This window comes from Cellulophaga tyrosinoxydans (assembly GCF_900176415.1).
GTDB lineage: Bacteria > Bacteroidota > Bacteroidia > Flavobacteriales > Flavobacteriaceae > Cellulophaga > Cellulophaga tyrosinoxydans.
The window spans coordinates 509,733-532,974 of record NZ_FWXO01000001.1 but is presented as its reverse complement, the minus strand read 5'-3'; the positions used below and the strand labels follow the sequence as shown (position 1 = coordinate 532,974).

17 protein-coding genes and 1 tRNA gene are annotated in these 23,242 nt (G+C 34.3%); 9 read left to right on the top strand and 9 right to left on the bottom strand.

All coding sequences use genetic code 11. The features are described from left to right. Window positions 1-49: 49 nt before the first annotated feature. On the top strand, window positions 50-3,820 hold the full coding sequence (locus B8963_RS02430) for a reprolysin-like metallopeptidase (protein WP_084059810.1): 3,771 nt from the start codon (window positions 50-52) through the stop codon (window positions 3,818-3,820). Further along, window positions 3,817-4,494 (top strand): hypothetical protein, encoded by a 678-nt coding sequence (locus B8963_RS02425; protein WP_084059809.1) that lies wholly within the window; start codon window positions 3,817-3,819, stop codon window positions 4,492-4,494. Before B8963_RS02430 ends, B8963_RS02425 begins: the two co-directional genes overlap by 4 nt. Here B8963_RS02425 and pth read toward each other — a convergent pair whose 3' ends face one another. The 3 genes from pth to B8963_RS02410 all read right to left on the bottom strand — a co-directional run bounded on the left by pth (window position 4,495) and on the right by B8963_RS02410 (window position 6,849). After that, complete coding sequence (gene pth / locus B8963_RS02420; RefSeq protein WP_084059808.1) at window positions 4,495-5,124, bottom strand: aminoacyl-tRNA hydrolase; 630 nt, start codon at window positions 5,122-5,124, stop codon at window positions 4,495-4,497. A gap of 82 nt (window positions 5,125-5,206) precedes the next feature. After that, on the bottom strand, window positions 5,207-5,833 hold the full coding sequence (locus B8963_RS02415; protein ID WP_084059807.1) for a 50S ribosomal protein L25/general stress protein Ctc: 627 nt from the start codon (window positions 5,831-5,833) through the stop codon (window positions 5,207-5,209). Between the two features lie 74 nt (window positions 5,834-5,907). Next, window positions 5,908-6,849 (bottom strand): ribose-phosphate pyrophosphokinase, encoded by a 942-nt coding sequence (locus B8963_RS02410; protein ID WP_084059806.1) that lies wholly within the window; start codon window positions 6,847-6,849, stop codon window positions 5,908-5,910. 144 nt (window positions 6,850-6,993) lie between these two features. On the opposite strand from B8963_RS02410, the gene B8963_RS02405 reads away from it, so the two are divergent. Beyond that, a tRNA-Leu gene (locus B8963_RS02405) sits at window positions 6,994-7,073 on the top strand. 114 nt (window positions 7,074-7,187) lie between these two features. Here B8963_RS02405 and B8963_RS02400 read toward each other — a convergent pair. From B8963_RS02400 to B8963_RS02390, 3 genes are all read right to left on the bottom strand, one after another. Further along, entirely contained in the window at window positions 7,188-8,099 is a 912-nt protein-coding gene (locus B8963_RS02400) for a sensor histidine kinase (protein ID WP_084059805.1), read from the bottom strand. Window positions 8,100-8,399: 300 nt separating this feature from the next. After that, entirely contained in the window at window positions 8,400-9,341 is a 942-nt protein-coding gene (locus B8963_RS02395) for a DUF4382 domain-containing protein (RefSeq protein WP_084059804.1), read from the bottom strand. Window positions 9,342-9,468: 127 nt separating this feature from the next. Next, complete coding sequence (locus B8963_RS02390; protein WP_084059803.1) at window positions 9,469-10,113, bottom strand: hypothetical protein; 645 nt, start codon at window positions 10,111-10,113, stop codon at window positions 9,469-9,471. Window positions 10,114-10,302: 189 nt separating this feature from the next. Between B8963_RS02390 and B8963_RS02385 the strand changes: the two genes are divergently transcribed. From B8963_RS02385 to B8963_RS02370, 4 genes are all read left to right on the top strand, one after another. Next, window positions 10,303-10,824 carry an RNA polymerase sigma factor gene (locus B8963_RS02385; protein WP_084059802.1) on the top strand — a complete coding sequence of 174 codons (522 nt, stop codon included), beginning with the start codon at window positions 10,303-10,305 and terminating at the stop codon, window positions 10,822-10,824. A gap of 49 nt (window positions 10,825-10,873) precedes the next feature. Beyond that, window positions 10,874-11,773 carry a FecR family protein gene (locus B8963_RS02380; protein ID WP_084059801.1) on the top strand — a complete coding sequence of 300 codons (900 nt, stop codon included), beginning with the start codon at window positions 10,874-10,876 and terminating at the stop codon, window positions 11,771-11,773. Next, the gene (locus B8963_RS02375; protein ID WP_084059800.1) at window positions 11,766-14,303 is read left to right on the top strand and encodes a TonB-dependent receptor; all 2,538 of its coding nucleotides are present in this window, start codon (window positions 11,766-11,768) and stop codon (window positions 14,301-14,303) included. The genes B8963_RS02380 and B8963_RS02375 overlap by 8 nt, the downstream gene beginning before the upstream one ends. 113 nt (window positions 14,304-14,416) lie before the next feature. After that, entirely contained in the window at window positions 14,417-15,721 is a 1,305-nt protein-coding gene (locus B8963_RS02370) for a ComEC/Rec2 family competence protein (RefSeq protein ID WP_084059799.1), read from the top strand. A gap of 173 nt (window positions 15,722-15,894) precedes the next feature. Here the strand turns inward: B8963_RS02370 and treF are convergent, their stop codons facing one another. Further along, the gene (treF, locus tag B8963_RS02365) at window positions 15,895-17,487 is read right to left on the bottom strand and encodes an alpha,alpha-trehalase TreF (RefSeq protein WP_084059798.1); all 1,593 of its coding nucleotides are present in this window, start codon (window positions 17,485-17,487) and stop codon (window positions 15,895-15,897) included. A gap of 157 nt (window positions 17,488-17,644) precedes the next feature. Between treF and B8963_RS02360 the strand changes: the two genes are divergently transcribed. Continuing rightward, complete coding sequence (locus B8963_RS02360; RefSeq protein ID WP_084059797.1) at window positions 17,645-19,942, top strand: FdhF/YdeP family oxidoreductase; 2,298 nt, start codon at window positions 17,645-17,647, stop codon at window positions 19,940-19,942. A 22-nt stretch (window positions 19,943-19,964) separates the two neighbouring features. After that, entirely contained in the window at window positions 19,965-21,356 is a 1,392-nt protein-coding gene (locus B8963_RS02355) for a hypothetical protein (protein ID WP_143312449.1), read from the top strand. Between the two features lie 53 nt (window positions 21,357-21,409). Here B8963_RS02355 and B8963_RS02350 read toward each other — a convergent pair whose 3' ends face one another. Further along, window positions 21,410-21,940 carry a lipid-binding SYLF domain-containing protein gene (locus B8963_RS02350; protein ID WP_084059795.1) on the bottom strand — a complete coding sequence of 177 codons (531 nt, stop codon included), beginning with the start codon at window positions 21,938-21,940 and terminating at the stop codon, window positions 21,410-21,412. Between the two features lie 94 nt (window positions 21,941-22,034). Further along, window positions 22,035-23,213: an acyl-CoA dehydrogenase family protein gene (locus B8963_RS02345; protein ID WP_084059794.1), complete on the bottom strand. Its 1,179-nt coding sequence runs from the start codon at window positions 23,211-23,213 to the stop codon at window positions 22,035-22,037. Window positions 23,214-23,242 lie beyond the last annotated feature (29 nt).

Genomic DNA, 23,242 nt, shown 5'->3' with positions numbered 1-23,242 from the left:
ATAAAATAATAAAAAGCCTTACTTTTATAATCTTTATTAATCTGTTTTAATGACAACAAACTTACGCCTACTTTTTGCAATTCCCATATTTTTTCTAAGCTTTTGTGGGTTTAGTCAAGTTAGCTATTGGCAAGAGGCCAGTTTATCCAACTCAAATGTATCAAAATCAATAGAAAAGTTGTCCGTTAAAAAGGCTAAAGTTTTTAAACTTCAGGGGGCTTTATTGGATGAGAAATTGAAGTCAATTACATCTAGCGCAAAGAATAGTGATATCGTATATTTTCCAGATGAGTATGGAGCGTTAGTGGCTTTTAGTATACAGGAAGCCTCGGTATTATCTCCGGAATTAGCTCAGAAATACCCTCAAATAAAATCGTATAAAGGAGTCGCAGTCAATGATCCATTAAAAAAAATAAGATTTAGTATTGCACCAAATGGCATACAAACGATGCTTTTAGATAAGAAAAGTTCCGAGGCCACGTTTATGGAAAAGGCATCAAACGGTGATTATTTATTGTATACCAGAAAAGCTTCAGATGCTGTAGCTAATGATTTTGTTTGTGAAACAAATGAAGCCATTCAGAGTAGCATCGAGGCTCCTCAGCCAAGTCTTGTAGATACCCAAGTTTTAAAAAAGTATAGGGTTGCTATTTCAGCTACAGGAGAATATACACAGTATCATGGAGGAACAAAAGCAAGTGCTTTGGCTGCGATTAATGCTACTTTGACCAGGATAAATATGGTTTACGAAACGGATTTGGGCATTACTCTTGAACTAGTTGCCAATACAGATTTAGTTATTTATACTGATGCTGCTACAGATCCTTACAATGGAAATTTAAACACACAAGTGCAAAGCACTCTCAATTCAGTACTAGGCGCTGCTAATTACGATATTGGGCATTTATTGACCAAGGCAAATAACACTGGAGATGCAGGTTTTGTGGGTGCTGTTTGCGACGATAATAAAAAAGGAAGTGCGTATTCTTCTGGGGTGAATCCGTCTGGAGATTTGTTCGATATTGATTTTGTTGCCCATGAAATGGGACATCAATTAGGTGCAAACCATACGTGGTCTTTTGAATCTGAAGGAACACAAGTACAAGCAGAACCAGGCAGTGGATCTACCATTATGGGTTATGCAGGTATTTCAGGGGCTAACAATGTGGCATCGAACGGTCAAGATTATTTTCATTATTACAGTATAAAACAAATTACGGAGTATTTGGCAACAACAACTTGTGCTACGGAAATTATGCTAGCCAATAATCCTCCTGTTATAACGGCTTCTCCAGATTACACCATTCCAAAAGGCACTGCTTTTGTGTTAACTGGCAATGCTACTGATGCCGATGCTGCGGATGTGCTAACTTATACATGGGAACAAGTAGATGATGGTGTTGTCACCAATACTACTTTCGGCCCTAACAACCCAAGTGGAGCAAATTTCAGGTCGCAATTACCGAGTACAAATCCAAGCAGATATTTTCCAAAACTGTCGAGGGTATTACAGGGGAATTTAACACAGACAAATCCTACGATTAATACAGCTTGGGAGACCGTATCTAATGTGGAACGTGAAATGAATTTTGCGTTGACAGTTCGAGATAATAATAGTGAAGGTGGTCAGGTTGTTTCTGATCTTCTTAAAATTGATGTAGTAAACAGTGCAGGTCCCTTTGTAGTATTGTCGCAAAATACAAATGTGAGTTATGAAGCGGGGAGTATACAACTGGTAACTTGGAATGTTGCCAATACAACTAATGCATTAGTAGATGCGCAAAAGGTTGATATTTTGCTGTCTACAGATGGCGGGGCAACTTTCCCATATTTGGTTGCGGATAACGTGCCCAATGATGGTGCACAAAATATTCTAATTCCTAGCGAAATAACAAATCAGGCTAGAATAATGATTAAGGCTAGCGATAATGTCTTTTTTGCTGTAAATAGCAGCAATTTTACAATAGCTAATTCTTTAGTGGTATTGAATTTTTCTGCTTTGGAATTTACGGTTTGCCAGCCTTCAGATTTGGTGCTGCCATTTACTTATGAAACCAATTCAGGTTTTTCTGAAACTTCAACTTTTAGTGTTTCCGGAATGCCAACAGGTCTAACGGCAAGTTTTTCCCAACCAACCGCAAATTTAGATAATACAGCTGTGTCTATAACTTTTTCTAATACAGGTGCCGCGGCAATAGGCGTCTATCCAATAACAATAACATCAACTGCCGCGAGTGTTACTAAAGAGATTACCATCAATTTAAACATTAACAGTACTACTTTTTCATCAGTAAATTTAACTTCGCCAGCAGATAATCTTGTTGATGCGGAAATTAATCCTACTTTTCAGTGGACGGTTGAGCCTGCAAGTACCTCATACGATATTCAGATAGCATCAGATGTGGCTTTTGCGAACATTGTTGAATCTTCAACAGTATTATTTAACAGCTACACTTCTATAGGTTTGTTGCCAAACACCACTTATTATTGGCATGTAAAGCCTAAGAATGAATGCGGGGAAGGGGTTTACAGTGCTCCTTTTAGTTTTACCACAACAAGTGTAGATTGTGCGTTAAGAACTGCGCCAAATTTGCCTATATCAATATCATCAGCGGGAACTCCGACTATAGTTTCTACCATTACTTTTACCGAAGATTTGCCCATTGCAGATGTTAATGTTATTTTGAATGTATCTCATAGTTATCTTGCTGATTTAACTATAAAATTAACTTCTCCACAAGGTACATCTGTTGTGCTTGTTGCAAATTCATGTGGTGATAAACGAAATATAAATGCCACTTTTGACGCTAGTGCTACTAGCTTTGTATGTGGTAATAATCCAGCAATTACTGGCATGGTAAAACCATTGGGGTCATTAAATTCTTTTATCGGAGAATCTTCATTAGGAGATTGGGTTTTAGAAATAAAAGATAATGCCGGAGGTGATGGTGGATCACTTAATAACTTTGCATTAGAATTATGTGTAGAAGGGTTTTTTAGACCAGATGATGATAATGATGGAGTTTATGATGACGGAGATGATTTGTGTTTAGGAACACCTGCAGGACAAGAAGTAAATGCAGATGGTTGTCCGGTGTATCGTTTTACTAATACTAATTTTTCTATAAATATTGATAGCGAGTCTTGTAGAGCTAGCGATGATGGAGCTATCCACATTAGTGCGGCTATGGGTCTTAATTACACCGCCACCATTACTGGAAATGGAGTAAATAACACAGGTACTTTTACCAATACCTATTCTTTAGACGGATTACAGGCTGGTAATTATATGGTTTGTATTACAGGAACCGATGGGGTGATAAATTACGAGGAATATTGTTTTGATGTGGTGTTATCTCAACCTGATGAATTACTTGTTTCTTCTAATTTAACAACAAATGGTAAGAGTGTGCTTTTAAATCTTAGTGGTGCTCAGAGTTATACTGTTACCTTAAACGGAAGGACTACTCAAGTAACTAGTACAACGGCTTTATTTGAACTAAAAAACGGAATTAATACCTTAAAAGTGGTTACTGACTTACCCTGTCAGGGCGTTTATGAAGAAACAATAATTGTTGCTGATACGCCTTTTATATATCCAAATCCTACCTACAATAATGCGAAAATATTTACTGGAATCGAGCAGTTGAATTGTGATGTTTGGATCTATGCAATGAATGGAAAATTGGTAAAACAATTTCAATACCAGAACACCGCAATAGAGCTAGATTTAGAAGTTTCGGATTTGCCACAAGGGATGTATATTGTAAAATTAAAAGGAGAAAATTTAAAAGGAACTTTTAAATTAATGAAAAAGTGAAGAAACTAATTTTAATCAGTATTCTAATTGTGATATTAGGTTGTTCTAAGGACGATCCAAAGCCACCGTCTAGTGCTTTGTTGATTTTTCCGTTGGAAAATTCGGAGTGTACAGTAGGTCAAAATATTAATCAAACTACGCGCTTAATTAATTTTCAGTGGGAGGCATCGGCTAATACCGATGGTTATGAACTTACAGTAACAAATTTAAACACAAATGTACCGCAAGTAGTTACTACTAATGAAACATCAGTACAATTGCAGGTTAAAAAAGGAGTGCCATTCTCTTGGAGTGTAACTTCAGAAAATAATAAAGTAAATCAAACCGCTACGAGCGAATTGTGGTATTTTTTTAATGCAGGAACTATAACAACACGTGCGCCTTTTCCTGCGAAAATTAATACGCCAAAATCTGGCGAAACGGTATTAAGAGATCTGAATAATCAAGTGGAATTATCATGGACAGGTACTGATTTAGATCTAGATATGGATGTGTATGAAGTGTATTTTAGTACAACAAACCCACCATTGACTTTGGAAACATCTGTAAATGCGTTAACTCAAAGTATTGCTGTAGATGTGCAAGTCAATACTGTTTATTATTGGAGTGTTAAATCTAAAGACAAGGAAGGAAACACCTCTAGTTCTGGAGTCTATAGTTTTAGAGTGCTGTAATTAGCTTCCATTAAATTGGTTCATGGTATTGGTAATTCCAGAAAGAATAAAAGATTTTATTACCTCAGTGGATTTTTCAAGACGTTCTACAAGGGCTTTCTTTTCGTCATCGTTCCATTTTCCAAGTACATAATCTACTTGTCGTCCTTTGCCAAAATCGGCTCCTACGCCAAATCTAAAACGATTATAGTTTACTGTATTTAAGGTGTTTTGAATGTCTTTTAATCCATTATGACCTCCGTTGCTACCTTTAGTTTTTACCCGAATAACTCCAAATTCAAGATTAATGTCATCAGTGATTACTAATACGTTTTCTAAAGGAATATTCTCTTTTTCCATCCAGTAATGTAGCGCCTTACCGCTTAAATTCATATAGGTAGATGGTTTTAATAATAGCGCACTTCTACCTTTGATCTTAAATGTGGTTATGTCACCAAGTTTGGCAGTTTCAAAAGATAGGTTCTCTTGGTTTGCCAAAGCATCAAGAATTTTGAAACCAATATTATGTCTGGTTTGGGCATATTCAGGACCAATATTTCCTAGTCCTACGATTAAATATTTCTTCATGGAATCTAATTCTTCTAAATGAGATTTTTTAGTTTCGAAAATCGATTTAAAAAAGCTGAACATTTTTAACGGATTACAATAGTGTAAAAATACAAAAGCATCCTAATAGAAATATTAGGATGCTTTTTAATTGTATTAAAAAAGATTATTCTGCTGCAGTTTCTTCTGTAGAAGCTTCTGCACCTTCAGTTCCTTCTTCTTCATCTTCATCATCCGTAACAATTGCATTACGTGCTGCTTTTACTTGAACAACAACAGTATTGTCTGGGTGTAAAATGGTGAATTCGTCTTTCAATAAGGTAGAAACAGCAATGTTGCCACCAATTTTTAATTTAGAAATATCAATATCAAAGAAATCTGGCAAGTTAGCCGGTAAAGCTTTGATTGTTAATTTACGTTTTCTGAATAACAAACGACCACCGTTTCTTACCCCTGGAGAGTTACCTACTAAACGAACAGGAATGTCCATAGTAACTTCTTTGTCAGCAAATAACTGATAGAAATCGATATGTAAAATAGCATCAGTAACTGGGTGAAACTGAATATCTTGTAATACCGCATCGAATTTTTTTCCACCTTCAATTTCAATCACTGCAGTGTGAGCGTTTGGGGTGTACACTAAATTTTTGAATGCTGGTTCATCCGCTGAAAAGTGTAATGGTTTATTCCCTCCGTACAGTACGCAAGGAACCTTTCCAGCATTACGTAAGGCTTTTGTTGCTTTCTTGCCTACGCTTTCTCTTTTAGATCCTGAGATTGTAATTGACTTCATTATTTATATTTAACTATTAATTATTCTTTTTTTAAGCGCTTAAATGCTATTTTAAAATAGTGGCTTATTATACACTACATTAAAAATTTTGAACTAATTGAGGTGTTGTTATGTACACGTTCCATAACATCGGCAAATAAATCTGCACAACTCAACACTTTTACTTTTTTACTATCTTTTCTTGTTGGTATAGAATCAGTAATTATCAATTCTGATAATTTAGATTTTTCTATTTTTTCGTAAGCATCACCAGAAAGTAATCCGTGCGTAGTTATTGCTCGTACACTTATCGCACCACGCTCTATCATTAAATCAGCAGCCTTGGTTAATGTGCCAGCAGTATCTACCATATCATCTACTAATACCACATTTTTACCTTGAACATCACCAATTAATTCCATATGTGAAATAACATTGGCTTTTTCTCTTTGTTTATAACAGATAACTACATCGCATTCTAATGCTTTTGAATAAGCATAGGCTCTTTTAGAACCACCCATATCTGGAGAAGCAATAGTTAAATTATCAAGATTTAATTTCTTTAAGTATGGTAAAAATAGTGTTGATGCAAATAAATGATCTACAGGTTTTTCAAAAAATCCCTGAATTTGATCAGCATGCAAATCCATAGTAATTATACGAGTTGCACCAGCAGCTTCTAACATTTTAGCTACTAATTTTGCAGCAATAGGTACTCTTGGTTTGTCTTTTCTGTCTTGTCTTGCCCAACCAAAGTAAGGCATTACAGCGGTAATATGCCTTGCTGACGCGCGTTTTGCAGCATCTAACATTAAAAGCATTTCCATTAAATTTTCAGAACTAGGATTGGTAGATCCTATAATAAACACACGTGTTCCACGAACAGATTCTTCGAAAGAAGGTTGGAATTCACCATCACTGTATCTAGAAAATATAACTTTACCTAATTCAGCACCATAAGATTTTGCAATCTTCTCTGCTAATGCTGTACTTTGTGTACAAGCAAATATTTTAGGCTCTGGTACTTGATACGCCATGGTTAATCTCTTGTTTTTTAGTTTATTGGGTTCCGATTTCTTTAAGGAGTGCAAATTTAGAAATTTATTTGTCTTGCTAAAGGATAATTGTTTAAATTTTTGTCAAATAAAGAAAATTATTTTATAATTTTGCACTCCTTTAATGCTCGAGTGGCGGAATTGGTAGACGCGCTGGATTCAAAATCCAGTTCTTCGGAGTGTGGGTTCGATTCCCACCTCGAGTACAAAAGCACAAAACCTCTGTGAAAACAGGGGTTTTTTTATGCTGAAAAATTGTGTGGGTTCTCCCGAGGCTTCGGGATTACTTCGATAACAGACTTGATGTCTATGAATTAGGTTCAAAGCTTTGCTTCTGGTAAAATAATAGTCATCTTAGTACCTTTATTCAATTCACTTTCAATTAAGATTTTTCCATTATTCTTTTTTAAGTAATATATACACGTTCGTAGCCCAAAGCCCGAACCCCTTTCTTGTAAAGTTCCCTCTGTCGTATACCAATTATCGCCTTCAAGAATTTTTTTTATTTCTTTTTCAGAAATACCCACACCTGAATCTAATATTGAAGTATAGATATGCCCATCTCTTTTAATGGTGTCAATTTGAATAGTACCATGTTTAGGGGTGAATTTTATAGCATTATGTAATACATTTCGCAAGACAAATGAGTAGCTCTCCATATCTGCATAAATGATATTATTAAGATTTTTTGTAGAAATAGTAATTTCTTTACTTAAAGCAATTGGCTCTAATAAATTATAGATTGGTTTTATAGCCTCTGCACTATTAAATGAAGTAAACTCTATAGGTTTATCTTGAGTTTGTCTTTTAGACCAATCTAATAAGCCATCCAAAAAACTGTTTACATGCTCAAATTTAATTGAAAGTTGTTTAAGGTATAATTTGCTTTCTTGGCTATCAATAACATCGTTAGTAATTAAATCAATCATTCCTTTTAAAGTATTCAGTGGTGCTCTAACGTCATGTGATATTAACAAAAAAAGCTTTTTATTGATTGAGTCTAAACGTTCTAATTCTATTTTTTGTTTATTTATTTTTTTAAAATAACCATCCATAATAACGGCAATAGGACATGAAACAACAAAAGGTATAAGCGCACTCAAAAAAAATCCTACCCAAAAATCTTCCCAGTAAATAAAATAATGTGCGATTACATAGGATATAATGGATAATAAAACGGATATGGTTACAACAAAAAAAGGATGATATAATCTTTGTTTAATAGGTATCATTGATTTGGGTTTGAATTAGTACTACACGATTAATGAAGCATTATCTACAATTACTTTAAAACAAAATTAAATCGAAAAAGAAAGAATTATCTTACAGTTTATATGAATTGCATATTTTCGTAGACGAATAGCAATTTTATACAGACCAAAGTTTAAAAGTTCTGGTTTGTATAAATTGTATTAAAAAATAATTTATTCATTTTTTTACTATTAATTACAAAAAAGCTTTCAATAATTAAATTGAAAGCTTTTTATTTATAGCAATAGTTAATACCAGTTTATATGGCTTTACGTCTATAATTATGATTTTCCTGTTACTTTAACACTTAAGTTTAAATTAATCTTAGAGCTAACTTTTATAGCATTTAATTTCACATTTGTTAACGACTCAACACTCAACATTCCTTCATATTCAAATTTACCATCGTTGTCAGTATCAGAATAAGAAGCAAAATGGAATTCATAATCACCTTCTTTTAAAAAGTTAACTTGGTAAGCTCCTGAAAAAGAATTTACTGTCGCGCTGGTTACTGCATTTGCGAAAATTATCCCACTAGCTCCTTGAGATTGTGATTCTGAAGCAGTATAAGTTCCTTTTTTATAAGCATATACAATAATTTTTTCAGAGGTATTTTCATTGTCACTTACAGTACCAGAAATGCTCCCTGCCTTTGCATTATTTACTAATCTTAATCCTGATGATAATTCTGTAGCTGAGGCAAAATCGTATTGATCATTTGCAGAACTACCACTAGCAATTATAGTTTTGCGTAAATCAAAGTCAATAACAATTTCATTTGCTGTGTTGGTAATGATATCTACCTTATCGTTTATTTTAATCTCACTCACTGTTGATATTAATTCGTGCTTTGTTCCGTTAATAGTTTGCACATAACAACCAGGAGCATTGCCGTTTTGATCTTGCGCATAATCTAATACTAAGGTTATGTTAGACACTGCACCAACATTTAGATCTAAATTACCTAATGATAATTTTTTGCCGTTTTGAAGTTTTAATAAATCTACCGTTGTGGTGTTAAAACCTTCGATAGATACACCGTCTATTTTTACATCAGCTATTGTTACGAAAGCTGCAGAAACGTTGGCATTATCAATAGGTGCATCTGTAATAGACACTTCTGTATTTTGTTTTTCTGTATTCGTATCCATTTTGTCTTTTTCGCAAGATCCTAAAGCCAATACTAATGCTAACATTCCGATTTTAAAGATTGATTTTTTCATAATTCTAAATTTTAATTTGGGTTATATTAATTTTTAAATTTTGCGTGAGTTATCCCTGCTTAAGAAGTCGCCACTCCTTAAGAGATTAAATATTAATATGTTATTTGATAATTTTAAAGAAGCACTATCATAAACAAATACCTAAATAGGTGTCTAATGCTGTATTATTTTCAATGGTAATATTACCTAGATTGGGTTCTAAGATTTGCAATGGAAACTGAAAGCTGTAAAGCGTATTGCTATCTAAATTAGTGATAAAGGTATAGAGCTCTTGATTGCTAGTTATCTCAAATATCTCTTGAGATTGGTTTTTTGTAGCTGTAAATATGCTTAATGGATATATAAAATCAATACAATCAATTGGGCCATTTCCGCTTGCAACTAAACTTTGGCATGAACTAATAGCGGTATTAAACTCCTGCTGATTAGTGATGGTAGTTTCTGTATAATCATAATTTGTTAGTACTATCGGGTAAGATATTTCAATAATATCTGTTGCAGTAAAAATGCCTAAATCTGTTTGAGAATTTAATGTTGTTGGAATGGTATTCAATAATATATTAATTGGATACTGAATTGCGAAACAAGGAGACCCATCAAGAATATCATCAAAAGCGCCGTTAAACATAGATGTTCTCCTTACTTTTGAGGTAAATACAGAATCACTATTATTTGTGTCGTTATTAGAAGTGTCAATATCTATATCATTTTGACAACTTGTAATTATTGTTATAACTAGTAAGATGTTTATTAAGGTTGACATTGCTTTCATAAATTTTGGTTTACAGTGATAAGACACGCTTGTTATTTTTTACCCTACTTTTATTTTTTGAAATTTACATTTATTCCTATTGAATTAAAAATAGCAGCTGTCTTTCATGTATTAGACACGCCATTTATTAGATACCCTACCCAGCATACTATTTTTTTTTACTTTTACATCACTTAAGAAATATATGGAATGTTAGACCCCCAAGCAGAACTTTGTAAAGACAGTGTTTTTAATTCATTTTATAAAGAGCATTCCGACTCCTTATATCGCTTTATGTATTATCGTTGCGGTAACAAAGACAGGTCATTAGATTTAGTTCAAGAGGCGTTTTTAAAAATTTGGAATAAATGTAGTGAGGTAACTTTTGAAAAAGCAAAGAGCTATCTTTTTTCGGCAGCAAATAATTTATTTTTAAATGAAGTTCGGCATGATAAAGTGGTTTTGGAATATGCCAAAATAAAACCAATTTCAGATACTACTAATGAGAGTCCCGAATATATCATGGAAGAAAATGAATATATGGATAAACTTCAAAAAGCCATTGCAAACTTAACCGATGGTCAACGAGAAGTATTCTTGTTAAGTAGAATGGAGGATAAAAAGTATTCAGAAATAGCTGAAATGCTTACCATTTCTGTAAAAGCTGTAGAAAAGAGAATGATGGGTGCATTGAATGCATTACGTGAGGAATTTGAATATTTTAGAAAATAAAGTAGGGAGATTGGCAACTAAAGTGTCCTAATAGTATAATGCAGAAATTATGCAACACGAAAAAGAAATTTTAAAATGGATTGATGGAACGATATCGGATTCGGAATTAGCCGAATTGCGAAAAACGCCAGAATATGCGCAGCTCAAACCAATAATTGAGAAAACATCCAATTTTAAGAAACCAGATTTTAATGTAGAACAAGCCTTAGAAGGGTTTACTAAATTAAAACAACCAAAAAATAAAGTTGTTACTTTAACTTCTTGGAAAAAATATGCTTCCATTGCGGCAGCAATTATCTTAATGGTCTCGCTTTATTTTGTTTTTGCAAATACAAATACAACGGTAAATACTGATTACGCCGAGACTACTATTTTTAACCTTCCAGATGCTTCTGAAGTAGTTTTGAATAGCGGATCAGAAATAGTTTATTCTAAAAAAAATTGGGAGAAAAAACGTGAATTAACTTTAAGCGGAGAAGCTTTTTTTAAAGTTAGTAAAGGTAAAACGTTCGATGTAATTACAGACCAAGGTACGGTTACCGTTGTTGGCACCCAGTTTAATGTAAATGAAAGAGATGGGTACTTTGAAGTTGCCTGTTTTGAAGGTAAAGTGCAGGTTACAACCAACAATAATGTGGTTATGCTTACTCCTGGTAAGGCCATAAGAATGATCCAAGGAAATCTAGGTGATGTAACAGAATTTAATGCTGCAACACCAGATTGGATGAATAATCAAAGTGATTTTAATGAGGTGCCTTTTGCACTTGTTGTTGAAGAATTAGAACGTGAATTTAATGTGAAAATTAATTATGATAAATCATTGGCTGACAAGCAATTTACGGGTGGTTTTGATCATGGTGATTTAAATGAAGCAGTCCAGTCTATTGCCTTCCCATTAAATTTAAAGGTTACTATAAAAGATCAAAACCTTATTGAGCTTAATGAATAGCAAACAAAAATCATTACTTGTTTTTGTATTTCTTTTCTTCGGAATTGTAATGCAAAGTCATGCACAAAATAAGCTTCCTGCCAAGGAAGCTTTTGAGGTTTTAAAAGAACGCTATTCGGTTACATTTTCTTTTATAGAGGAAGATATTTCGTCCGTTTTCGTTACGATTCCTGATGCTAATTTAGAGTTAGATGAAGTTTTGCAAATATTGCAAAAACATCCTATGTTAACCTTTAAAAAAATTGGGAAAGACCGAATAGCAGTGGCTGTAGAAACCAATAATTTAACAATTTGTGGAACCATAATTGACGCCGATACAAAAGAAGTACTTGTTGGCTCATTAGCAATAGTAGTTGATAAAAAGGGTACAATTTCAGATTTGAATGGCTCCTTCCGCTTAATAGGTTTAAAAAACAATGATCAGCTTACCATTAGTTTTTTAGGTTATGAACCGCAAAAATTTTCCGTTCTAGAATATTTGTCATTAACAGATGATTGTCCGATAGTGGCGTTGGTTCCTCAGCAATTTCAATTACAAGAAGTTGTAGTGCGCAATTTATTTACTACAGGTTTTAATCAAAAAAGAGATGGTAGTATTGATTTTTCAACAGGTAATTATGGTATTCTGCCCGGTTTAGTAGAATCAGATGTTTTGCAAATGATACAAGTATTGCCTGGGGTGCAAAGTGTAAATGAATCTATTGCAGACATTAACGTTCGTGGCGGAAGTCATGATCAGAATTTAATACATTGGGATCATATTAAAATGTATCATTCAGGACATTTTTTTGGTTTAATTTCGGCCTTTAATCCAGAAATAACCAATCAAGTAACTGTAGTTAAGAATGGCACAAGTGCAGAATATACAGACGGAGTTTCGGGCAGTATTTTCATGAGTTCAAACAATGAAATAGATGCTAAATTAAATGGTTCTGTTTCAAGTAATTTGTTGAGCGCCAATGCCGTTTTACAGGTGCCAATAAATAAAAAAATGGCAATACACATTTCCGGAAGAAGATCATTGACAGATTTTTATAACTCACCAACCTATAATCAATATTTTGAACGTAGTTTTCAAGATTCTCGTGTAGCTACGTCATCAGATAAAAATGTGAATTCAGAATCAGATTTCTACTTTTATGATTTTAGCGGAAAATTTCTTTACAATGTTAATGAAAAGCATAAACTAAGGATTAGCTTATTGAGTGTTAATAATCAACTTTCTTATACAGAGTCTAGCGCTGATACTACAAATCCAGAAGCTAGAAGAAGTAACTTAAACCAAGAAAATTTTGCTTTAGGTGGGACCCTTAGTAGTGATTGGAGCACTATTTTTAATACGGAATTACAAGCTTATTATAGCAATTATAATTTATCTGCTTCAGATTTAAGAATCGATATGGATCAAAGCATACTGCAACTTAATCAAGTTTTAGAAACGGGGATTAAGCTTAATACAAATACTATTATTTCAGAAAATTTCTCTTGGTTAAATGGCTATAGCTATTCAGAAACTGGAACACAAAATTCTAGCGATTTGCAAAATCCTACCTATCAAATTATTAAAAAAAGAGTTCAGCGCAATCACGGCTTCTTTTCAGAATTAAGTATTAAAAATAACAAAACTTTCATTAGAGCAGGAGCACGACTCAATTATTTTGAACGGTTAGGAACCTTTTTGGTAGAACCTCGATTAAATATTAATCATAAATTGTCCAATACATTTTCTCTTAATTTACAGGGCGAGTTTAAGAACCAAACCATTACTCAATTTGTAGATCTGAATGATGATTTTTTAGGGGTTGAAAATAGACGGTGGATTGTTAGTGATGGAACAACAATTCCTATAATAAAAAGCAAGCAGGTTTCTTTAGGTTTTCAATACAAAAATAGCGGTTGGTTTATAGAGTTAAATCCGTATTATAAAAAAGTAGAAGGGATTATTACGGAAAGCCAAGGGTTTACCTCTCAAAACCAGTTCGATGGATTTATAGGTTCGTCAACGGCTAAGGGAATGGAGTTTTTAGTAAATAAAAGAATAAACAACTCCAATGTTTGGGCAAGTTATACCTATGGCAGGCAAAACTATATATTTAAAGCTATTTCCAGTGAAGATTTTCCATCTAATTTTGATATTACTCACACACTTAATGTGGCAACAAGTATAACAGTATTAGAAAATTGGAAATTAGCATCGGGAATTCAATTTAGAACGGGGAGACCTTATACGAAACCTGTTGAAGGACAGGAAACCTATCAAGAAGGTAATTTTACGAGAGTAAATTATGGTGATTTAAATGTTGAAAGATTACCAAGTTATATGCGATTGGATGCCAGTACTTCTTATGATTTTAAATTTGGAGATACTAGAGAATTATCTATAAGTCTTGGTGTTTTAAATATCTTGAATAAGAACAATATTTTACTAAGATATTATGAAGTATCACCGGAAAATAGCAATGAAGCAATTCAAATTGAAAAAACGTCACTTGCCTTGACACCTAATATTTCGTGTACCTATAAGTTTTAAAACTTTACTTAAAACATTAAAATATAAGAAGTTTCTGCCTTTTAAGCTGAATTTCTTCTTAATTTTAGTAACAGATCCTCCCGCTAATAGTAATAAAATTAAAATTTAGTATTATGGCTACACGATATATAAACGCAAAAACAGCTAGACTTTATAAATCAACTATAGGGAGTTCTTATGAACAAATATTAATTTATGGAGAAGAGGTAAAAACAACAGGTTCTCCTATAAATGGCAGAATAGCGGCTGTCTATAGAAGTAAATATCAAGGGTTTGTTTCCGTACATCAAATTACTGAAAAATCCGCTTTAGAGATTTATTATATAGATGTGGGGCAAGGTGACGCCGCCCTTGTGGTAACGCCTAACAAGAAAAAAATACTTATTGATGGTGGGTTTAATAATCAAGCAAAGGGATTTTTACAATGGAAATACCAGTTGGCAGACTTAACAGCACCAAAATTAGAAATAGACCTCTTGGTGTTGAGCCATGCAGATCAAGACCATTTAAAAGGCTTAATTGATATTCTTCAGCATGATCGTATTGTAATTAAAAAAATTATTCATAATGGTATTGGTATGTTCGAGGGAACCGATGAAAAATCTGGAGATTTAAGTACAGATAAAAAACACCTTATTTCTTATCATTCCACTATTGGGGATCTTCAAGGCTTACAGCTAAGAGGAACGTTTGATAAATGGATTGCATTGGTAAAACAATTAAATATACCCTATGCAGCAGTTAGTTCTGAAACAGGAATATTTGATATTGGGGATCCTAAAATAAGCTTAGAAATAATAGGCCCAATAGTTGAACGCTCTTCAATAGGGAAAAAGCAATTAAAATGGTTTGGGAATCATGCCCATACTATAAACGGACATTCTGTGGTTTTTTCTATTACCTATGATAAAGTGCGAATGCTTTTTTCTGGTGATGTCAATATTGAAGGTAGTGCGTATTTGTTGGCACACCCTGAAGCGGCTGAAAAATTAAAAGCGCATGTTTTAAAAACACCACATCACGGAAGTCATGAATTTCATCCTCCCTTTTTAGCAGCTGTTAGACCACAAATCTCTGTGGTTTCTTCTGGTGATTCTCCCGATCATGGACATCCAAGAGCTAATTTTATTGGTGCAATTGGTTTAGCATCTAGATCCAAAGAGCCCTTAGTGTTTTCAACTGAAATTGCTAGTACATTCACGGATGCAAACGAGGTGGATTTAAAATCTATTGTTCCAAATCATGTATTAAATAACGCCGATATTCGTGGTGCACGTTTGTTTAAAAAACGACTTAATGGAATGATAAATGTACGAACGGATGGTAAAAATCTTTATGCAATGCGTAGAGTCACCGCAGGATATTGGTGGGAATCATATGGCCCTATTATAGCGGAAGACTATCCAAGTGTATTGTAAAATAAAAAAGAGCTCAATCAACTAAGACCAAGCTCTTTTACGAGAACACTATATGAAAATGAAAAAATTTACTCTTAAATAACTAATTCATTTCAAATGTATAACCTCTTTATACTTTTCAAAAACAATTGATGTGTAGCACTCAAAAGTTGTGGTAAACTATCAAATTATATTTATTTACTGGTTTTTAGGTAGTTTTTTAATGCTAAATAAACACCATTACTCCATCCAAATCCATCCTGTACAGGGTATTCACCGCCGCCTGCGTCTAAAGTCATATCTTCAACATTATATTTTTCTACAAATTTTCCAGTATTAGCATAAACTTTTTCGTTTAAAGTTACCCAGCGCTCCGCAATAGTTTTAGCTAATAGGTGGTGTCCATAATTTTCAAGTCCTTTTATGGTCATCCATTGTAATGGTGCCCAGCCATTAGGAGCGTCCCATTGCTGACCAGTATAATTTGTAGTTGTAACTACTCCTCCAGCTTTTAACAGGTTTTTTTCAATAAACTCAGCAACTTTATCTGCTTGTTCTTGACTAGCCATTTTAAAAAATAATGGGTAAACAGTGGCTAAAGATTTTATTCCTGTTTGTTTTTTAGTTACCCAATTATAATCTTCATAAAAACCATCAGTTTTATTAAAACAAAAGTCGTTTAAAAAGGTTTTCCTGTTCTTCATACTGGTTTGTAATGCCGAAACAAAATCTTGATCATCGCTAGAAATAGCAACTAATATTTCTTCAAGTCCGTATAATAAGGCATTTAAATCTACGGGAATTATATCCGTTGTTTCAATAGTTTCAATTGAGTTGCCATCAGCAAACCATCTCGATGAATAATCCCAACCAGATTCAGCACCAGAACGTAAATCGCGATACATTTTTTTGCCGCCACCTAATTTTTCTACTTGTGTATAATCTTCTCGATAAGATTCCTGCCGTGGGGTATCTCCTTGATCGTAATACCTGTTCATTGTTCCCACTGAGGTTGGCACACAATGTTCCATGGGTTCACTTGTAATCTTATTGCCTGACATCCAAAACTCATATTCTTTTCTTAAGGCAGATTTGTACTTGCTATAAACCTCGTCTCCTTTATGATCTGCCAAAAGCTTTACCATCTGTGAGAAAAAAGGTGGCTGAGATCTCGTAATATAATAGGTTCGGTTTCCATTGGGGATATGACCAACAGTATCAATTAAATAGGCAAAATTATCCAAGATATTTTCAATGAGATCAAATTCACCACTTTCAACTAATCCTAACATGGTAAAATAACTATCCCAATAATAGACTTCTCTAAAACGACCACCAGGAACAACATAAGCTTTGGGTAATGGAATTAAGGTGCTACCTTCATGAGCAATATCCGAATCACGCTTTAATACCGGCCAAAGGGCAGTTAGATGCTCCGTTGCAGATTTGTTAGGATCCGATTTAAAATCTGAAGAAATAGATATGGGCACCTCAAAATTTTCTAAAACAAAGGTTTTTAATTCAAAATCAGGTTTATTTTTTTCCTGCTCGTATTTTACACGTATTTCATCGTAAGGGAATTTGGCGGTACAGTCTACAAAAGTTTTCCCATCAGGAAATACCTGTGCAAGTTGAACATGTGCAAATAATTCTCCTAACAGCTTATCTGGAGTTTGTAAAGGCTCCTGCTTTGTAATTTGCGTATGGTTTTCTAGAGTTGCTTTTTTATCTTTTTCACCTTTGCAACCTAGTAGCACTAATGCCGCAAGTAAATAGTAGTATTTCATAAGTAATAGTTTGAGTCAATTGCCTTAAAAGTACTATAATTTCATGAAATTTAATTTGTCAATACTGTTGTTCAGATCTAAATAACTAAGAGTTTAGAAAAAAATAAAAGCTAACTTTAAAGTGTTTAAAATCATCAAACAATATTAAAATTAAAGAATGAAAGAAGTATTTAAACGAAATGTTTCTATATCCGGAAGTCAAGAATTTTCAGCAATAAGAGTGGAGAAACCTGTGACGATTGCCGCTGGAGCTTTAGGAGTTAAAGAAGCATTGCGACATGGATTTAAAGAAATGGGTGTTTTAAGATCTATGCAAGCACTTCTAAAAATGAACCAAGAAGACGGATTCGAATGTCCGAGTTGTGCATGGCCAGACCCAGAAAAAGCATCTAAGTTTGCAGAATACTGCGAGAATGGCGCAAAAGCATTGGCGGATGAAGCTACTACTAATAAAATCGATGCTTCTTTTTTTGAGAAAAACTCCATTGAAGATTTATCGCAACTCACCGATTATGAGTTAAATAAATTTGGCAGATTAACAGAACCCTTAGTTTTATTACCAGATAGCATTCATTATAAAGCGATAAGTTGGGAAGATGCTTATAAATTAATTTCTCGGGAATTGGCATCTTTAGCATCTCCTAACGAAGCTATTTTTTACACCTCAGGAAGATCAAGTAATGAAGCTGCTTTTTTGTATGGAATGTTTGCTAGAGCAATAGGCACTAATAATATGCCCGATTGTTCCAATATGTGCCATGAATCTAGTGGTGTTGCCTTGGGAGAAACTCTTGGTATAGGTAAGGGATCTATTAAATTAGAAGATTTATATGAAGCTGAGGTGGTTATTGTTGCGGGTCAAAATCCCGGAACAAATCATCCAAGAATGCTTTCGGCTTTAGAAAAATGCAAGGCTAATGGTGGAAAGATAATTAGTATAAACCCACTGGAAGAATCGGGTTTGGTGAATTTTAAAAATCCCCAGCACGTAAAAGGTTGGATTGGTCCAGCAGTGGATATTGCAGATTTACATTTGCCTGTGCGTATCAATCAAGATATACCTTTAATGAAGGCGATAATTAAAAAATTAGCAGATCTTGATCAATTAGATAATTCAGTTTTTGATCATCAATTTATTAAAACCTACTCCCAAGGCTATGAAGCTTTACTCGCAGATATTCAAAATTATGATGTAAATGATTTAATTAAGCGCACCGGTGTTCAAGAAGCATTGATAGATGCTACCGTAGCACTTCTTGCTAAAAAATCTAAAATAGTCGTTTGTTGGGCTATGGGCTTAACCCAGCATAAAAATGGCGTAGAAACCATACGCGAGTTTATTAATCTTTTATTACTAAAAGGCGCTATAGGTAAGCCTAATGCGGGAACATGCCCAGTGCGGGGCCATTCTAATGTACAAGGGGATCGAAGTGTTGGTATTATGCATTTTGTTGATAAAGGTTTGAACCAAAGAATAAAAACACATTTAGGTTTTACACCTCCAGACCAAGAAGGGCTAGATGTGGTTGCCTCAATGAAAGCTATGCATGATGGTGAAGCCAAAGTATTTATGTGTTTAGGTGGAAATTTTTTAATGGCAGCTTCGGATACAGCATATACAGCAAAAGCAATTCAGAATTGTAATTTAACCGTTCAAGTCAGCACCAAATTAAATCGAAGTCATTTGGTAACGGGCAAGACAGCTTTGATATTACCAACTTATGGTCGTTCTGAAAAAGATATGAAAGATGGAAAGCTCCGATTTATTACAGTAGAGAATAGTATGGGTAGAGTGCGCCAATCTAAAGGATTGTTAAAGCCTACTTCCGACAATATTAAAAGTGAACCTGATATCATTGCTGAGTTGGCAGATACTTATTTTAAAGGTAATCACCCTATGGATTGGAAGGCTTTAGGGGCAGACTACAATTTAATTCGCGATAAAATGGATAAGGTGGTAAAAGGGTTTGAAAAAACTAATGAGCAATCTAAAGGAGTTGGATATTATTTGCCTAACAATGTGCGTAATTTAGATTTTAGTATGCTCCCTAACGGAAAAGCACAACTAACCATAAATAAACTGCCAAATCATCAGTTAAAGAAAAATGAGTATATGTTGATGACCATACGCTCACATGATCAGTTTAATACCACCATTTACGGCTTAGACGATCGTTATAGAGGCGTTTATAATGAGCGACGGGTTGTTTTTATGAATGAAGAAGATATGAAATCTCATGGGTTAAAAAAGCTTGAGGTTATAAATATCAGAAGTAATTATGATGATACGGTACGTGTAGCTTTTAATTTTAAAGTAGTGCCTTATGCCATACCTAAAGGAGATATTGCAGCATACTATCCTGAGACAAATGTATTAGTACCGTACAACCATTTTGCAGAGCGTAGTTATACGCCGATTAGCAAATCGGTTATTGTTACTATTGAAAAAGTTTAACGAATACCATAAAATGTAAAATATGAACACCAGATTTAAATTAGGTTCACTACTCTGTAGTATGCTTATTTCGACAATGATTTTTGGTCAGGCCAAAGAAACTTTAGTTTATGCGGGAAGAAGTTTTACTTGGGGAATGAATATGGGAAGTTATGATCTTGTTGTTTTACTTCGACCTGATGGCACGTTTTGTGAAGATTTAGAAGAACCAGATTGGCAAACTAAAATAACAGGAAACTACAGAAAAATAAAAGAAGGGTATTTTTTGGAATATCTTGATAAATCTATTGAAAACGACACCATAACTTTTGAGAAGGATACAGAAGGGTATGAATTTATTTATTACGGCGGCGCCCAAATGGTTAAGATGGAAGTTGGGAATAAAGTGCCAGCTGGTTATTATAGATTTTCTAGCGCTAGTAGTTCTGGAGGTATGGGAACAGGAATGATTTATGTAGGCACACAACATCATGAAGGTTATAACTTTTATGATGATGGTACTTTTGATAGAAGTAGTTCTGGAGGTGTAATGGTTAGTGGTGATAATATTGGAGGTGGTTCTAGTAGCGATAGTGCGGCTAGAGGAAAATATACTATAGAAAACGGACTTTTAACCTTAACGAATGATGATGGAACCATTGAAAAACATAGTTTTTTTTACCAAAATAATGGTGAGAAAGAATTTTTAGTAGCTATCGATGGATCAATATTTTTCTATGGTGATGAAGATAGTACCTCCGAAGATACAACAGCATCAAATGAAGTTGTAGCTAAGTCCGACGATAATTTGGCTGAAACATTAAAATCATCAGGTTTTACATTTTTAAATGCGGTGAAGCAAACCCATGGAGGTTTAGAAATTGATAAAATAAATACAGTACAAGCAACATTTACCGTTTCTGGTTTGCGTTTTAAGTTATTGATGGATTATGAAAGCAAATTGCTACGATTAGAATCCTTAGAACCTAGTTTTGCATATGTTGAGCAAATACAAGACAAACAAGGTTGGGTATATCAAAATGGGGCATTAAGAGAACTTGATACTGCAAGAATTAACGAATTGCGACAAAGTTTTATCAGCGGTGTATTTGGATTAAAAGAATCTGTTCTAGAGCAAACTAAAATTCTTGATATTCGTGAAACCGAAGACGGGATTATATTAGTTAGTGTTCTTATTGATAATAATACCATGGGGTACATCATCAACAAAAAAGAAAATTCTTTAATTGGAAATTTTATACTAAAAAATGGTGAAAACGAAATTACATATTATTCAAACTTAAAAAAGCAGAATACTATTTTATTGCCATTTACCGAAACCACAGAATCTAGTACTGGAACTATTGAAGTAAATTATCAAAATATTATTTTCAATCCTATTTTTGCTAAGAAAGATTGGGTGAAGCCTATGTAAATTAAAAGGGAGCCAATCGGCTCCCTAAAATAATTTAACTCAACTACTCAAAATTATTCAAATGAGTGGTATTTAAATTTTTGGCCACCTACCGATGCATCAGCCATTAAACCTGCTTTAGGTAAAGCAAATACGGCCACACCATCTTTATATTTGGCATTAAAAGCTAAGCCAGAGCGTACTGCAACCGCAGAGGCCTCTGCGGCAAAAGAAAATTTACCTTCCTTAAAGTCATTCAGAGCGTTTTTGGTTTCAAAAAAAATGACTTCAATAATAGCTTGGCCCCCAGCTTGAAAACCAATGTTAAGTTTTTTCAGATCTGCCATGCCAACTTTTTTTCCACCCTCGAAAACTACGCCGTTTCCAGAAGCGGCTCCAACTATAAATCCGCCTTTACCAACATTCGGAAAAATAACATATCCTGCAGATTCATCAAAGAAGGTTTTTAGGCCTTCATCTGCTTTTAATAACATTACTTTTGCTTCTGCTGCGTCATCAATTATCTTTTGATCTTTTACTGTTTGTGCCTGTCCTGCAAAAACAAAAAGCATCGTAAAAATTGTAATATATTTTATTGCTTTCATATAGGTTTAATTTTTAGTTCTAAATAATATACGCACAAAATTACCCTCTTGATTTTTGAAGTGTACTAAGTTTTTGTTAAAGGTGTAGCGCAACTTATTGGAAGGCTGGATACCCCGTTATATCTGCGCCAGTAATTAATAAATGAATATCATGTGTGCCTTCATAAGTAATAACACTTTCAAGATTCATCATGTGGCGCATAATGCTATATTCACCTGTAATTCCCATGCCACCAAGTACCTGTCTTGCCTCTCGTGCTATTTTGATAGCCATTTCAACATTATTACGTTTGGCCATAGAAATTTGAGCTGTTGTGGCTCTGCCTTCATTTTTAAGTTGGCCTAAGCGAAATGCTAGTAATTGTGCTTTTGTGATTTCGGTAATCATTTCGGCCAGTTTCTTTTGCTGTAGTTGTGTAGCGGCAATAGGCTTTCCAAACTGAATGCGTTCTTTGGCATAACGTAGGGCGGTATCATAACAATCCATGGCAGCGCCTATTGCACCCCATGCAATACCGTATCGTGCAGAATCTAAGCACCCAAGTGGCGCACCAAGTCCAGTTTTACCCAGTAATATATTTTCTTTGGGCACTTTTACATTGTCAAATATTAATTCTCCTGTAGCGGATGCTCGTAACGACCATTTGTTGTGCGTTTCTGGAGTAGTAAACCCTTCCATACCACGTTCAACAATTAATCCGTGAATTCTACCTTCTTCATTTTTTGCCCAAACAACGGCAATATCTGCAAATGGCGAATTGGAGATCCAGAGTTTAGCCCCGTTTAAAAGGTAATGGTCGCCCATGTCTTTATACTTGGTTTCCATACCACTCGGATTAGATCCGTGATTTGGTTCAGTTAGACCAAAGCATCCCATAAATTCTCCTGATGCTAATTTAGGTAAGTATTTTTTACGTTGCGCTTCATTACCATAGGTGTAGATAGGATACATTACTAATGAAGATTGTACCGATGCCGTAGAGCGAACACCACTATCTCCACGTTCAATTTCTTGCATGATTAACCCATAGCTAATCTGGTCTAATCCCGCGCCACCATACTGTTCTGGAATGTAAGGTCCAAATGCACCTATTTCTGCTAAACCTCCAATGATTTCTGTAGGAAATTCAGCTTTTTGCGCATACTCTTCAATGATTGGAGAAACAGATCGCTTTACCCATTGGCGGGCAGCATCGCGTACCAGTTTATGTTCTTCACTTAAAAGATCATCAATGTTGTAGTAATCAGGAGCTTCAAATAAATCTGGTCGCATATATATCTGTTTTTATCAAAGATATATAA

Coding starts and splice junctions, on each gene's coding strand:
- B8963_RS02430 (WP_084059810.1), top strand. CDS start 50: ATGACAACAAACTTACGCCTACTTTTTGCAATTCCCATATTTTTTCTA.
- pth (WP_084059808.1), bottom strand. CDS start 5,124: ATGTTCAGCTTTTTTAAATCGATTTTCGAAACTAAAAAATCTCATTTA.
- B8963_RS02415 (WP_084059807.1), bottom strand. CDS start 5,833: ATGAAGTCAATTACAATCTCAGGATCTAAAAGAGAAAGCGTAGGCAAG.
- B8963_RS02410 (WP_084059806.1), bottom strand. CDS start 6,849: ATGGCGTATCAAGTACCAGAGCCTAAAATATTTGCTTGTACACAAAGT.
- B8963_RS02400 (WP_084059805.1), bottom strand. CDS start 8,099: ATGATACCTATTAAACAAAGATTATATCATCCTTTTTTTGTTGTAACC.
- B8963_RS02395 (WP_084059804.1), bottom strand. CDS start 9,341: ATGAAAAAATCAATCTTTAAAATCGGAATGTTAGCATTAGTATTGGCT.
- B8963_RS02390 (WP_084059803.1), bottom strand. CDS start 10,113: ATGAAAGCAATGTCAACCTTAATAAACATCTTACTAGTTATAACAATA.
- B8963_RS02385 (WP_084059802.1), top strand. CDS start 10,303: ATGTTAGACCCCCAAGCAGAACTTTGTAAAGACAGTGTTTTTAATTCA.
- B8963_RS02380 (WP_084059801.1), top strand. CDS start 10,874: ATGCAACACGAAAAAGAAATTTTAAAATGGATTGATGGAACGATATCG.
- B8963_RS02375 (WP_084059800.1), top strand. CDS start 11,766: ATGAATAGCAAACAAAAATCATTACTTGTTTTTGTATTTCTTTTCTTC.
- B8963_RS02370 (WP_084059799.1), top strand. CDS start 14,417: ATGGCTACACGATATATAAACGCAAAAACAGCTAGACTTTATAAATCA.
- treF (WP_084059798.1), bottom strand. CDS start 17,487: ATGAAATACTACTATTTACTTGCGGCATTAGTGCTACTAGGTTGCAAA.
- B8963_RS02360 (WP_084059797.1), top strand. CDS start 17,645: ATGAAAGAAGTATTTAAACGAAATGTTTCTATATCCGGAAGTCAAGAA.
- B8963_RS02355 (WP_143312449.1), top strand. CDS start 19,965: ATGAACACCAGATTTAAATTAGGTTCACTACTCTGTAGTATGCTTATT.
- B8963_RS02350 (WP_084059795.1), bottom strand. CDS start 21,940: ATGAAAGCAATAAAATATATTACAATTTTTACGATGCTTTTTGTTTTT.
- B8963_RS02345 (WP_084059794.1), bottom strand. CDS start 23,213: ATGCGACCAGATTTATTTGAAGCTCCTGATTACTACAACATTGATGAT.